This window comes from Brevibacterium spongiae, assembly GCF_026168515.1.
Lineage (GTDB): Bacteria > Actinomycetota > Actinomycetes > Actinomycetales > Brevibacteriaceae > Brevibacterium > Brevibacterium spongiae.
This window is the reverse complement of the sequence record NZ_CP093443.1, coordinates 1,574,348-1,587,646: the sequence shown is the minus strand read 5'-3', so window position 1 is coordinate 1,587,646 and position 13,299 is coordinate 1,574,348. Positions and strand designations below refer to the sequence as shown.

Sequence of the window (13,299 nt, the reverse complement as noted above, 5' to 3'; positions counted from 1 at the left end):
CGAGGCCTCACAGTCATGATTTCGCGCAAAGACGTCGTCACCGATTCCGCCATCGCCGTAGTCGCCGAACAAGGTGTCCGCGGACTCACTCACCGGGCAGTCGACGCATTGGCTGAGCTGCCGGTGGGCTCGACCTCGAATGTCTACCGCACCCGCGATGCCCTGATCACCGGAATCATGGAACGCATCGGGTACCTGAACACGCAGCAGCTCGAACGCATCCCGGAGCTGGTGCGCGCCCAGGACGCCGACCCGATCGAGATCGCCATCGACTTCTGCATGAACTGGCTGACGACCGACCGCAACCGGTTCTACACGATGATGATGCTCAGCCTCGACCCGGCGCTGCCGCCGGAGGCCGTGGTCGCCAAGGAGAAGAACCTCCGCGCGATCCAGGACTTCATCATGCGCTTCGCCGGAATCGACGCCGACTACGCGCGTCGGGTCAACAGCTCGGTCGCCGGCATGATGATCAGCGAACTCATCAACGGAACCGCTGAACGCGCCCATATCGAGGCCTACCTCAAGGAGTTCTTCGTCTGGCTGCGCAGCTCACGCGAAAACGCCTGAACTTCCGACACGAAACCTCCCGGAACTCCCGATTGAGCCGGAGATCGCAAATCGAACGTTAGAATCGACGGGTGCACGCCCACGCTGAGGCACGGCTTCGGAGCGGGCAGGTGGCCGAATCGAACAGTTCGTGCGTCAAAGGAGTTCCATGCCCGAAGGCAGAGTCATCGATGTCGACGTCTCTTCAGAGATGGAGAGCTCGTACCTCGAGTATGCGTATTCGGTCATCTACTCACGCGCACTGCCCGACGCCCGCGATGGTCTCAAACCCGTCCAGCGGCGCATCGTCTACCAGATGGGCGATATGGGGCTGCGCCCCGAACGCGGTCATGTGAAGTCTTCCCGCATCGTCGGTGATGTCATGGGCAAGCTCCACCCCCACGGCGATTCGGCGATCTATGACGCGCTGGTGCGTCTGAGCCAGGACTTCATCATGCGGGTGCCGCTGGTCGACGGGCACGGCAACTTCGGTTCCCTCGATGACGGACCTGCCGCACCCCGCTACACCGAGGCCCGGCTGACCACGGCGTCGATGCAGATGATCGCCGGCCTCGACGAAGACGTCGTCGACTTCATCCCGAACTACGACAACACGCTGACCCAACCAGAAGTCCTGCCGAGCGCCTTCCCGAACCTGCTCATCAATGGGGCCTCGGGCATCGCGGTCGGCATGGCCACGAATATGGCCCCGCACAATCCCGGCGAGGTCATCACCGCCTGTGCCCACCTCATCCGCAACCCGGATGCGAGTCTCAATGAGCTCATGCGCTTCATTCCCGGACCCGATCTGCCCACGGGCGGTCGGATCATCGGCCTCGACGGTGTGCGCGAGGCCTATGAGACGGGGCGCGGCACGTTCCGCACCCGCGCCACAGTGTCGATCGAGAACATCAGTGCCCGCCGCAAGGGCATCGTCGTCACCGAGCTGCCCTACCTGGTCGGTCCGGAGAAGGTGGTCTCGAAGGTCAAGGACGCCGTCGGTGCGAAGAAGCTGACCGGAATCGCGTCGATCGATGACTACTCCGACCGCAAGAACGGCATGCGCCTGGTGATCGGGATCAAGAACGGCTTCAACCCCGAAGCGGTGCTCGCCGAACTCTACCGGCAGACCCCTCTCGAGGAGTCCTTCGGCATCAACAACGTCTGCCTCGTCGAAGGCCAGCCCTCGACGTTGGGGCTGCGGGACCTGCTCATGGTCTATCTCAGCCATCGCATCGACGTCGTGCGCCGGCGCACCGTCTTCCAGCTGCGCAAGGCCAAGGACCGGCTCCACCTCGTCGAAGGTCTGCTCATTGCGATCCTCGACATCGACGAGGTCATCCAGCTCATCCGCTCCTCCGATGATGCGGCCACCGCACGCACCCGGCTGATGGACGTCTTCGAGCTCTCCGAGCTGCAGGCGACCTACATCCTCGACCTGCAGCTGCGCAGGCTCACGAAGTTCTCCCGGCTCGAACTCGAAGCTGAGCGGGACGAACTGAAGAAGCGCATCGACTACCTCGAATCGCTGCTGGCCGATGAGGCGAAGCTGCGTGAACTCGTCGCCGCCGAACTCGAAGCGACCGCAGAGATCATCGGTTCGCCACGGCGCACCGTGCTCATCGAAGGATCGATGAAGGAGCTCACGGCCAAGGGCAAGAAGGCTCCGACAAACCTTAAGATCGCCGACTCCCCCTGCCGAGTGCTCCTGTCGACGTCCGGGCGCATCGCCCGCACCTCGGACGCTGCACCGCTGGCCCGCGACGGCAAGCGCTCCAGCCATGATGCGCTGACGTCGGAGATCGTGACCACGACACAGGGCAAGGTCGGCGCAGTGACCACGACCGGACGACTGCACATGGTCGATGTCGTCGACCTCCCGGCACTGCCTCCGGCCGCCGCGCGACCCAATGTCGCCGGAGGGGTGAAGATCGCCGAGTACGCGGCGCTGGAGAAGAACGAGAAGATCCTCGGGCTCATCGACCTCGATCGTGAGTTCGTCATCGGCACCGCCCAGGGCGTGGTCAAGCGGGTGTCGGTGACCGGGCGACCGAACAAAAACGAATGGGAGGCGATCACCCTCAAGGGCAAGGACACGGTCGTCGGCGTCGCACAGCCCGAAGATATCGACGATTCCCTGGCCGTGTTCGTGACCTCGAACGCTCAGCTGCTCGCCTTCGACGCCTCGGGCCTGCGCGCCCAGGGCTGGAATGCTTCGGGTGTGGCCGGAATCAAGGTCGCCGCCGATGCGCGAGTCGTGTTCTTCGGAATGACGCCGAAAGCCGCGAAGACCGATGAGGACGGAGACGCAGATGCCGAACTCGGCAGCTTCGCCGTCGTCACCATCGCCAGCGGTGAGAACTTCTACGGTGCCCCGTCATCGTCGATCAAGGTCAGCGAATTCTCCGAGTTCCCGACCAAGGGCCGAGCCACCTCGGGGGTGCGCGCCCACAAATTCCTCAAGGGAGAGACCGAACTGTCTCTGGCCTGGGTCGGAGATTCGCCGCAGGCGGCTGCGTCAGCCGGCGGAGCCAGGATCCTGCCGGCGGAACTGTCGCGACGTGACGGGACGGGATCGCCGTTGGAGTCGAAGATCGACGTCATCGGAACTCTGCCCCGCCTCGGTGGGGCCGAAAGCATCGACCACACCGCTGCGGCGACGGCAGACGACGCAGATGCCGGCGACGAGTACGCTGCCGAGCCCGAAGACTCGAGCGCCGAAGCGGATGCGGGTTCTGCCCGCGGCACCGGCAAGGGCAGGTCTGCTGGGAAGGCGTCTGCCGGGAAGAAGTCGGCAGGCAAGCGTCGCGGCGGTGAGCAGGGGCTGGCCACCAGCTTCGATGGGCTCGACCTCGACCTCGATGATGCGAAGGATGAGATCGCCCGGTCGAAGTTCGACGACGAGGATGCCGTCATCGTCTCCCACGACGATGATGACGACGATTCAGCACTGTTCTGAGTTCGGCTCGGTGCCGCGCCCGGTCTGCTGAGCAGAGCCCCGGGAGCGGCCCCGCTCGTCGATCGGCCGGGCACCGACCTGCTGAGCGGGTCTCAGCTCTCGGATTCGTCGTCGAGGTCGAGGCGCATCTGGGCCGCGGTGCCGCGCTTCATCTCGCCGATAGCGGTCTCTCCGAGGCCGTGCAGGGAGATCGAATCACGCGGTTCGTAGACGTAGGCGTCGGAGGCCGAGAGCACCCTGGCCGTCTCCTCATCGGTGAAGATCGTTCCCGGTTCGGCGACCGCGGTCAGTCGTGCCGCGAGGTTGACGCTGGAGCCGAAGATATCGCCGAGACGGGAGAGCACGCGTCCCCAGACGAAGCCGACTCGCGCCTGCGGCAGATCCTCGGCCGCAGTGACCCGCTCCATGAGCGTCATCGCGATCTCGGCTCCGGCCAAGGGCGTGGACGCGGCGAAGAACACCTCATCGCCGACCGTCTTGATGACGCGGCCGCCGCCGGTGGCGACGATGTTGTAGGCCATGCCCTGGAACTCCTGGACCATGTCCGCAAGCTGACGGGGCTCCATCTTCTGCGACAGGCGGGTGAACGACACGAGGTCGATGAATCCGACGGCCCTGGCCAACGGCATCGATGAATCGTACCAGCCCTGCCTGTTGTCCATGGCCAGCCCATCGGAGACGTTGACGTTGAGACGTCCCATGACATCGGCGAGGTTGCGCCGCCACGAATACGTGAGCATCTTCTGCAGCGGGTCGACCATGTCCTCGACGACCTGCAGGGCATCGCGTCGGGCCTCCGGATCGGTCAGCCCCTTCTCCTCGGTGAGGAACTCCACGAGCGTCTCCATCTGCCAGACGACGAGGCGGTCAGTCGTCTGCCCGATCGCCCGGGCCAGCGACAGCGCAGTGGTCTGATCGATGAGGCCGTCGGCGACGGGTTTCGCCCAGATCCGCAGCGCATGGGCGTCGCTGACCGTGTAGGCCTTGTCCGTCTCTCCTGCCTGCGACATTCCCAGTGCGCGCCACATCTTGCGCGCCGACACGGTCGAGATTCCCCCGAGCTTCGCTGCCTCGCGGCGATCGAGGACGCGTTTGCCGTCGAGGAGGATCTCCTCCAGACGTTCGGCCGCCGTCCGGGTCTCGTAGATCGTCTCGTCGAAGTCCGGCGCATCGACGCCATCGGCGTCATCGGCGTTCTCCTCGTCGACGATCTGCATCGCCGAGGTGCGCGGATCCTCACGGAGGCCTCCGAAGAAGTCTTCGCCATCATCGTCTGCGGATTCGGCTCCGGATTCGCGCGGGTCGGCATCCTGCTCGGACGAATCGTCCCGGGCGTCTGTGCCGGGACGGCCCGGAGAGGTCCGATCGTCTGTGGTGCCGTGTCCGTCTGTGGTCTCGAGTCCGCGGACGAGGTCATCATCGCCGTATTCGATGCCCGGCACCGAGGCGGCAGGTGCTGCGTCGTGCGCCGGTGCAGGTTCCTCAGTCGGCTGGGTCTGCATCCGTTCGGCTGTGCTGCCGCCATTCGAGTTCGGCTCCGCCGGTGGTCCTGGGGCGGTCTCCGGCTCTCGGGTCCCAGGCTCCCGAGTCTCAGGCTCCCGGACGTGCTCAGCGGCGACTGTGTCCGGCTCGCCGGTGCGCTGCTCGACATCGGCGGAACCGCCGTCTCGGCGCTCCTTGTCGTCCCCGACCTCGGCTGTGCCGATCTGCTCTGGCCGGACGATGTCGAAGCCGGCGGTGAAATCAGAGACCGCCATCACCGCGCACCCCCGTCCGGAGTCGTCGCGGGACGCAGGTGGTGGACGTCGCCGGCACTGACGGAGACCCGATCGTCGATGATGAGGTCAGCGCCGGAGTCGAGGCCGGTGGCGATGCCGATGATGTCCGAACCGTCGGGCTTCTCCACGCGGACCCTGGTCCCGAGCGTCACCATGTGCTCACGCACTCTCTGCGCGACGGCGCTGGTTCGGAAATCCTTCTCGCCATACTCAGTCAGCTCTCTGAAACTGGGAATCAAGGTGCTCAGGCTCGAGACTAACAACGCTTCATGATCAATTTCTGAACCGTCGCGCCCGGTTTCGATCGCGATCGAACTCGCATCGGCACGCGGCAGGTCAGCGGGCTCCAACCGGGTGTTCACCCCCATCCCCAGCACGATCTGTGCGCCGCCGGCCAAGGGTTCGACGCGGGCGAGGATTCCGCACAGCTTCTTGCCCTCATCGGTGAGCACATCGTTGGGCCACTTGATGACGGCGGGCACACCCGCCTCGGCGACGGCTGCGCGCACGGCTTCCCCGGCGATGAGCGGAATCCAGCCCCAGTGGGAGAATCCGGCTGGGGGCGTGAGCAGGATCGACCACGTCAGACTGCGTCGATTCGGCACCGTCCAAGTCCGTCCGAGCCGACCGTGCCCCGAGTTCTGGAAATCGGTGCCGCGGATCGTGAACTCGGCCAAGGGCGTGTCGGCGTTCGCGTTCTCACGGACCAGCCGGGCGAGATCGTCGTTCGTCGACGCGCAGGTGTCGTCCCAGATCAGAGGCGGAAGCGAAAGACCTCGTTCCGCCGCTGCGCGGAGCACGGAGTCGGCGTCGACGAGGAGAGGAAGGTGTTGGCTGTTCACCAGTCCACTCTAGATTCTTTTGGTGAGAGTACACAATGAATGTCTCATCCATCGTTATTGTGGAGGCATGACGGATACCCCACGGACTACAGCCGAGCGCATCGACGCTTTCACCCAGCGCCGGGACGCCGCTCACACCGGCAATCAGCGCTCGGTGGACAACCAGCACAAGCGCGGCAAGCAGACCGCCCGTGAACGCATCGACGCTCTCCTCGATGCCGAATCCTTCCAGGAGATCGACGAATTCGCCCGCCACCACAATCACCAGTTCGGGATGGAGAACAATCGTCCCGACGGTGACGGCGTGGTCTGCGGACTGGGCACGATCGAAGGCAAGACCGTCGCGGTCTTCGCTCACGACTTCACGGTCCTCGGCGGGTCGCTCGCCGAGGCGAACGGACGCAAGATCGTCAAGGTGCAGAAGCTTGCGCTCAAGCTCGGCTGCCCGATCATCGGCATCAACGACTCCGGCGGCGCCCGCATTCAGGAGGGTGTCGGATCGATCGCCCTCTTCGCCGAGATCTTCCGCCTCAACGTCGCCTCCTCCGGCGTCATCCCGCAGATCTCGCTGATCATGGGCCCCTCTGCCGGCGGCGCGGTCTACTCCCCCGCCCTGACCGATGTCACGATCATGGTCGACCAGATCAGCCACATGTACATCACCGGTCCCGATGTCATCAAAACCGTCACCGGTGAGTCGGTCGGGCACGAAGAGCTCGGCGGCGGGCGGACGAACAACACCGTCTCCGGCAACGCCCACTACCTCGCCAGCGACGAAGACGACGCGCTCAACTATGTGCGCGATCTGCTCTCGTTCCTGCCGCAGAACAACCTCGACCCCGCCGATGCCGACGAGTTCGAATCCGACCTGTCGCTGACTCCCGAGGACGAGGGTCTGGACACGCTGATGCCGGACTCACCGTCTCAGCCCTACGACATCCTCGACGTCGTGACCACGGTCCTCGACGACAGCGAGTTCCTGCAGGTCTCCGAGCTCTTCGCCCCCAATGTCGTCACCGGCTTCGGCCGGGTCGAGGGGGTCAGCGTCGGCGTCATCGCCAACCAGCCGATGCAGCTGGCCGGCACCCTCGACATCGACGCCTCGGAGAAGGCCGCCCGCTTCGTCCGCCTCTGCGACGCCTTCAACATCCCGATCCTCACCTTCGTCGACGTGCCCGGGTTCCTGCCCGGCACCGACCAGGAGTTCAGCGGCATCATCCGCCGCGGAGCCAAGCTCATCTACGCCTACGGTGAGGCCACCGTCCCGCTCGTCACGCTCATCACCCGCAAGGCCTACGGCGGTGCGTACTGCGTGATGGGGTCGAAGCAGCTCGGCGCCGATATCAACCTCGCGTGGCCGAGCGCGCAGATCGCGGTGATGGGCGCCCAGGGTGCGGCGAACATCGTCTACCGTCGCAAGCTCAAGGCTGTCGAGGAGGCCGGTGAGGATGTCGACGCCGCCCGTGCCGAACTCATCCAGGACTACGAAGACGCGCTGCTCAACCCGTACTTGGCCGCCGAAGAAGGCTATATCGACGCTGTCATCAAACCGAGCGAGACCCGCAATCGGATCGTGCGCTCCCTGCGGGCGCTGAAGAACAAGCACGTCGACGCACCTGCGCGCAAGCACGGTAATATCCCCCTATGAGTGAGGACGCGAAGACCGACACCGAGGAGAACGTGCCGAACGGTGTCGACGCTGAGATCGCCGGCGCCGGGTCTTACGGCTCCGAGTCTCACGGCGCCGAGGCGGGCGTGTCGACGGGTGAGTCGACGGGCGTGTCGACGGGTGCGGATCCCGGGCTCGTCGATGATGCGCTGAGAGTGCCCTCCGTCGAGGGACGATCCCAGGTGCACTCCGATGACGGTGAGCCGATCAGCGACGAGATGGCCAGCGCCGCGGCCGTGGCCGCCGTCGTCGCGATCCGCCAGGTCGCGATCGCCTATGCCGCGCAGCAGGCCGAAGCCGCCGCCGAGTCCGAGACCCGCAAGGGTGATCGGGCCGGCTTCCGGGCACCGCGGCGCAACGTCCGCAAGCGGCTGCCGCAGACCTGGGACCAGCACCTGGGACGCTGAGCTCATCCGGAGCGCTGAGCTCAGGTTGAGTGCTGCGCTCAGGTTGAGCGTGGGCCTCGGGTTGAGCGTTGAGCTCAGGCGGAGCGCTGGCCTCAGGCCGAGCTCTCGTCGAAGATCACACGCAGTTCGTCGAAGAGCTCTTTCATCACAGGTTCGGGCTCGCCGCCGAACCTCCGCAGTCGGGTGAACGCCAGATTCAGAGCCATCATCGCCATGGCCGCGACGGCCTCGGCCCGCAGTGAGACCGCTTCCTCGTCCTCGGCTACAGGCGTCGCGTCGTTCACCGACGTCACGTCAGTCCCGAATCGGTGGGACTCTGCCGCCGAGGCGGGACCGGCCCTGCCGTCGAGGCGACGTTGGACGATCTGCCGGAAGCGTCGTTCGTTATTGCCCATCCGCGCCATCTGCAGCTGCAGCAGCGAAGGGTCCTGTTTGAGCATGAGGTGATGCTGATGCATCTCCTCGTGCCGACTCATCCGCGTGGTGACGATGAAGGCCAACAGGTACTCGAGGTCGTCGACGAGATCTCCGTGGGGACCGCCTGCTTCGAATTCCTCGATGGCAGGCTGGTCCTCTTCGTCGAAGACGGTGTCGGCGCGACCGAGCAGTGCCTCTTCCTTCGAGGAGTAGTAGTTGAAGAAGGTCCGGCGGGAGACACCGCAGCGTTCGCAGATGTCTTCGACGGTGACGTGGTGGTACCCCTTCTCCAGGGCGAGTTCGATCGCCGCACGGCGCAGAGCCTGCCGGCGTTCGCGTTTCTTGCGTTCGCGCAGCCCTTCGCCCGGTGCCGCAGATTCATTCTCCACGTTCGACCTCATGACCTGATTATCGCGCTCGGAGCGCGATCACCTCAACACGGGTCGATGTGTTCTCCGGCATGCCCTGCTGTTCAGTAACCGAGCTTCGCATTCGCCAGCACAGGGACCGCCTCGGCGGCGGAGTCGGCAGCGTTGAGGTCGAGGTCGACGATTTCGAGGCGTTCGGCGCCGTCGAGGGAGTGGAGGACCTTGCCCAACGGGTCCGAGACGAGACTGTGCCCGACCCCGGTGGGTCCCTTCTTCGGCACGTCGACTCCGGTGACTTCGGGATCGGCCTGGCCGAGAGCGGCGATGAACATGTTCGAGTCCAGTGCCCTGGCACGGGCGAGGATCTCCCACTGTTCGACCTTGCGCTCTCCCGCTCCCCAGGAGGCGGCGACGACTGCCAGGCGAGCTCCCCGACGGCTGAGCTCGGCGAACAGCTTGGGGAACCGGATGTCATAGCACAGGGCCAGGCCGATGGTCTCGTCGTCGATGTCGATGACAAGCGGGTCCTCTCCGGCTTCCACGGTGTCGGATTCCTTGAAGCCGAAGGCGTCGTAGAGGTGGATCTTCGCATATTCGCGACGCTCGCCGGTCGGCGCATACACGCCCAGCAGATTGATGACCTTGTCCGCTGTCGCAGCGAATTCGCCGACGATGATGGTGATGCCGGTTTCGGCGGCGAGATCCTGCAGCGCGGCCCTCCAGGACTCTGCGTGCTCCTCGGCGATGGTGCGCAGTCCCGAACCGAAGGCCGACATCGTGGCCTCGGGGAAGACGATGAAACGGGCTCCGGATTCGGCCGCCTCGCCGGTATAGGTGCGGACCTTCTCGAGGTTGTCGGGCACCGTGGTGGTCGAGTTGATCTGAGCAAGCGCGAACTTCATTCTCATCCTCCAGGCGTTGGGCACGACCTTCTGCAGCGTTCCTCCCAGGCTATCCCGATCCCGCCCAACCCAAAACGGCTCATCGTAATTGAGAGTGTAGAACCGGTCTGAAGCCACCGGACTCGAGCAGACACCTGGCGATGTAGTGGGTGAGGTTTCGGAACCCCAGAGCAGACCCCCGCAGATGCTCGAGCCTGCCGTTGATCGCTTCCGTCGGCCCGTTCGACGTTCCCGGTCGAGTGAAGAACGCCAGCACATCATCAGCGCGACGCTTCAGAGTCCGTCCCAACCGTTTGAGTTCAATTAGCTCAGAAGGCAGGTTCGTTGTCAGGGCATCGATGACCCTCTGCAAGAGTTTCTTACCCTCGTTGCCGTCGGCGGTTCGGTAGGCGGTCACAATGTCTTGGTAGACGGCCCAGGTCACTTCAACCGCGGTGAAGTTCGGGTCAGCGAAGAGGCCCACGATCCTCTCCTGCTGCTTGGTCGTGAGCAGATCAGCCCCGGTGTGCAGAGTCTGAGTGTGTCAACCCCATTTGGCCCCACTGTGATGCTTTGATTTGGCCCCACCCCAGCATGTGTGGTCGTGCTCGCCGCGCGTTGGTAACAGTCGCGGCCCAGCGGGGTCGGGCGGTGTTGTGTTGCGAGCCTTTCTCCGGCCACAGGAGTGGCCGGGCCTCTCAGGTTCCAGTGTGGTCAGAACGGCGGATCGCCAGGGCCGTAGTCGGGTTCGGTTGGTCCGAATCGGCGACGCAGTCGCTGAAGGTCCTCAATAGCCGAATCGATCAGATCGGCGGCATGCTCGCGGCCACTGGGCTGAACAGACTCGATGGTGACACTGATCCCGTCCAGGAGATCCTGGGCGTCATTGAGGCGTTGGCTGATGTAGGCGACCCAGTCCTCGGTGGCATCGATGGCATTTCCGCTGGCTGGTTCCTGATCCTCGGTGGTGATCATGGTTGATCTCCTTCCTGCAAAGTGGCCTCTTCGCTCCTGGCCCGGGTGGTGCGCAGCCGGTAAGAGCTGGTGCCGGTGTTGATGATGTGGGCGTTAAACGTCAACCGATCGACAACGGCCGCGGCCAGCCGCGGGTCGGTGAATGTCTGCCCCCACTCGCTGAACGAGGCGTTCGAGGCTGTCGCAATCGAGGCTCGTTCCTCACGTTCGGTGATGATCTGGAAGAGTAACTCAGCTCCACGAGAATCGAGGCTGACATACCCCAACTCATCCAGGCACAGCAGGTCCAGGCGAGCATAGCGGCCCACTACCCGGGAGAGCTGCTTGGCATCGGCGGCCTCGGTGAGCTCGTTGACCAGGGCCGCCGTCGTGACGTAGCGGACTCTGCGGCCCTGCTCGGCCGCGGCGGTCCCCAGACCGATCAGCAGATGCGTCTTCCCTGTCCCGGAATCACCGAGTAGCACCAACGGCTCACCGGCATCGATCCACGCTCCGGTGGCCAGAGTCGCCAACCGGGCCGGCGGCAAATCCTCGATGGCGGCGGTATCGAAGTCGGACAGGTGCTTGGTGCGAGGAAACTTCGCTTCCTTGATCCGCCGGATCCGACGGCGGGCATCACGATCATCACACTCCGCGGCCAACACCTCAGCCAGGTAGGCCTTGTGCGAGAGCCGTTCTCGGGCTGCTGCCTCGGCCATCGGTGAGGCCTGGTCACGGATCGTGGGCATGAACAGGGTCCGACAAGCCGTGGCGATCGCGGCCTCAGCCGCCTGATCACCCAGAGCAGTCACTGCCGGCGTCGATGCCGGGATGGTTTTCGCGTTCATGCTCCCACCACCGAGACCAGTTCGTCATAGGCGCCCAGGCCCGGCACCGGCCTCTCCCCGACTGGTCCGACGTGGGCCGGGACGACCACCGCCGGTGGCGCAGTCATCGCCTGACCGGCCCGGCGGGCCTCGACCGCGACCACATCAGCATCGAAGCATCCCAACCCGGTCGCGGTTGTCAATGCGGTGACAATGTCACCGTTGGGCAGGCTGCGGTGCAGTAGCAGCACACCGATGAGCGCCCGGGTCCCGGCCGTGTCGCCGAGTTGCCCACGCGCAGCATCCCAGAACCGTTGATGAGCGTTCGTGAACATCCCGGACTTCCGGGCAGCCGCCAGCGCGGTGGCCCCGGCGAATGCTCCGGGCTTGCGTATGAGGACTTCCAGGTAGTGATCGAGGACCAAATCTTCGGTGTACTTATGCAGCGACCGGGTATGGACAGCGACCACCCCCGACTCAGCGATCACGGTCACCGTCGTGGCCCCCAAACGCACCTGGAGGCGTCTGCCAGCCAACCGGGCCGGCACCGAGTAATAGGACTGACGTACGCACACTCTGGCTCTCGCATCGACCCGACACGACAGGGTCTGCGCGGCATCGAAGACCTCATCGGGCAAACCCCGCAGGCCAGGCAGCTCCCGGGCCGCCGCGGCCCCGACCGTCTCGACCCGGCCGGTGATCTTTCGGTCGTCATCACCAGCATCGGCAGCGACCATGAAAGCGTTGAGCTCGGCTAAGGAGGCGAACTCGGGCACCGGCACCAGATGACGGCGCCGGAACCGACCGACCTCCCCCTCGACGCCACCCTTCTCATGAGCACCCTTGATCCCGGGCTGGCAGAAGAAGCTATCGAACCCGTAATGCGACCTCAGGGCGACAAACCGGGGATTCTCCTCCCGTTCCCGACCCAGCAGCACCCGCACCACCGCCGGAGTCAGGTTGTCATACCGGATCATGCCCGTCGGGACTCCACCGAGCCGGTCGAAGGCCTTCACATGACCGTCGAGAAACGACTCCTGAGCCTGGTTGGCGTAAGCAATGTGCACGGCTTTACCCGAATGCGATAGGCGCAGAATGAACATCCACAGCTTCAACCACACCCCACCGATGAGGGCGTAGAACTCCCCGAAGTCGACCTCGGCTTCAGCCGCCGGGGCATGGGTTTGAGGAACCTTGACCTCCAACGACTGATCGAAAATGTCCCGGCGCAGCTTCGCGACCAGGGTTCGCACACTCGACTCCGCAACCTCGACTCCTTCCTCCTCGACGAGGCGCTGCCAGACCCGCCGGGCGGTATGACGCTGCTTCCGAGGGACCTCTTTGTCAGCAACTAACCAAGCCCGGACGGTGGCAACGTGCTCACCGAGGACTGGTGCTACCCTCTCCGGAGTCTTCCGCCGCGGTGGTACCGCATCCGCCAACGCCTGACGTACCGTCCTGCGGTGGACCTTGTACTTTTGGGCTAACTGTCGAATCGACATCTCATGGTCTCTGTGGTCTCGTCGGATATTCTCGAATTGCTCCACTCTCGACATCTCCTTCATATGCCCCACCTCTTCGTGAACGTCTTGGTCGACATCACGAACGGTACGGCTGGTAGGTCGGGGGTGGGGCCAAATCAGAGGAT

At 64.7% G+C, this 13,299-nt stretch carries 11 protein-coding genes and 1 pseudogene; 4 read left to right on the top strand and 8 right to left on the bottom strand.

Annotation, left to right across the window (positions count from 1 at the left end; translation table 11 throughout):
* Nucleotides 1-15: 15 nt before the first annotated feature.
* Nucleotides 16-570, top strand: a complete 555-nt coding sequence (locus L1F31_RS07090) for a TetR/AcrR family transcriptional regulator (protein WP_265419942.1) — start codon at nucleotides 16-18, stop codon at nucleotides 568-570.
* Between the two features lie 148 nt (nucleotides 571-718).
* A complete protein-coding gene (locus L1F31_RS07085; protein ID WP_265419941.1) occupies nucleotides 719-3,508 on the top strand; it encodes a DNA gyrase/topoisomerase IV subunit A in 2,790 nt (929 codons plus the stop codon).
* A 92-nt stretch (nucleotides 3,509-3,600) separates the two neighbouring features.
* On the opposite strand, the gene L1F31_RS07080 is transcribed toward L1F31_RS07085, so the two are convergent.
* Together L1F31_RS07080 and L1F31_RS07075 are read right to left on the bottom strand one after the other, a co-directional pair.
* On the bottom strand, nucleotides 3,601-5,265 hold the full coding sequence (locus tag L1F31_RS07080) for an adenylate/guanylate cyclase domain-containing protein (protein ID WP_265419940.1): 1,665 nt from the start codon (nucleotides 5,263-5,265) through the stop codon (nucleotides 3,601-3,603).
* Complete coding sequence (locus L1F31_RS07075; RefSeq protein ID WP_265419938.1) at nucleotides 5,265-6,128, bottom strand: biotin--[acetyl-CoA-carboxylase] ligase; 864 nt, start codon at nucleotides 6,126-6,128, stop codon at nucleotides 5,265-5,267. Before L1F31_RS07075 ends, L1F31_RS07080 begins: the two co-directional genes overlap by 1 nt.
* A gap of 67 nt (nucleotides 6,129-6,195) precedes the next feature.
* Here L1F31_RS07075 and L1F31_RS07070 point away from each other — a divergent pair, with 67 nt between their 5' ends.
* Nucleotides 6,196-7,776 (top strand): acyl-CoA carboxylase subunit beta, encoded by a 1,581-nt coding sequence (locus L1F31_RS07070; protein ID WP_265419937.1) that lies wholly within the window; start codon nucleotides 6,196-6,198, stop codon nucleotides 7,774-7,776.
* Nucleotides 7,773-8,204, top strand: a complete 432-nt coding sequence (locus tag L1F31_RS07065) for a hypothetical protein (RefSeq protein WP_265419936.1) — start codon at nucleotides 7,773-7,775, stop codon at nucleotides 8,202-8,204. The genes L1F31_RS07070 and L1F31_RS07065 overlap by 4 nt, the downstream gene beginning before the upstream one ends.
* Nucleotides 8,205-8,296: 92 nt before the next feature.
* Here L1F31_RS07065 and L1F31_RS07060 read toward each other — a convergent pair whose 3' ends face one another.
* The 6 genes and pseudogenes from L1F31_RS07060 to istA all read right to left on the bottom strand — a co-directional run bounded on the left by L1F31_RS07060 (nucleotide 8,297) and on the right by istA (nucleotide 13,207).
* Complete coding sequence (locus tag L1F31_RS07060; RefSeq protein ID WP_265419935.1) at nucleotides 8,297-9,022, bottom strand: TetR/AcrR family transcriptional regulator; 726 nt, start codon at nucleotides 9,020-9,022, stop codon at nucleotides 8,297-8,299.
* Nucleotides 9,023-9,093: 71 nt separating this feature from the next.
* Nucleotides 9,094-9,891, bottom strand: coding sequence for a carbon-nitrogen hydrolase family protein (locus L1F31_RS07055; RefSeq protein WP_265419933.1), 798 nt, complete (start codon nucleotides 9,889-9,891; stop codon nucleotides 9,094-9,096).
* A gap of 79 nt (nucleotides 9,892-9,970) precedes the next feature.
* A pseudogene (locus L1F31_RS07050) lies at nucleotides 9,971-10,408 on the bottom strand (transposase); the annotation flags it as partial.
* A 176-nt stretch (nucleotides 10,409-10,584) separates the two neighbouring features.
* Nucleotides 10,585-10,845, bottom strand: a complete 261-nt coding sequence (locus L1F31_RS07045; RefSeq protein WP_265417433.1) for a hypothetical protein — start codon at nucleotides 10,843-10,845, stop codon at nucleotides 10,585-10,587.
* Nucleotides 10,842-11,672: an IS21-like element helper ATPase IstB gene (gene istB / locus L1F31_RS07040; protein WP_265417432.1), complete on the bottom strand. Its 831-nt coding sequence runs from the start codon at nucleotides 11,670-11,672 to the stop codon at nucleotides 10,842-10,844. Before istB ends, L1F31_RS07045 begins: the two co-directional genes overlap by 4 nt.
* Nucleotides 11,669-13,207 carry an IS21 family transposase gene (gene istA / locus L1F31_RS07035; RefSeq protein ID WP_265420372.1) on the bottom strand — a complete coding sequence of 513 codons (1,539 nt, stop codon included), beginning with the start codon at nucleotides 13,205-13,207 and terminating at the stop codon, nucleotides 11,669-11,671. Before istA ends, istB begins: the two co-directional genes overlap by 4 nt.
* Nucleotides 13,208-13,299 lie beyond the last annotated feature (92 nt).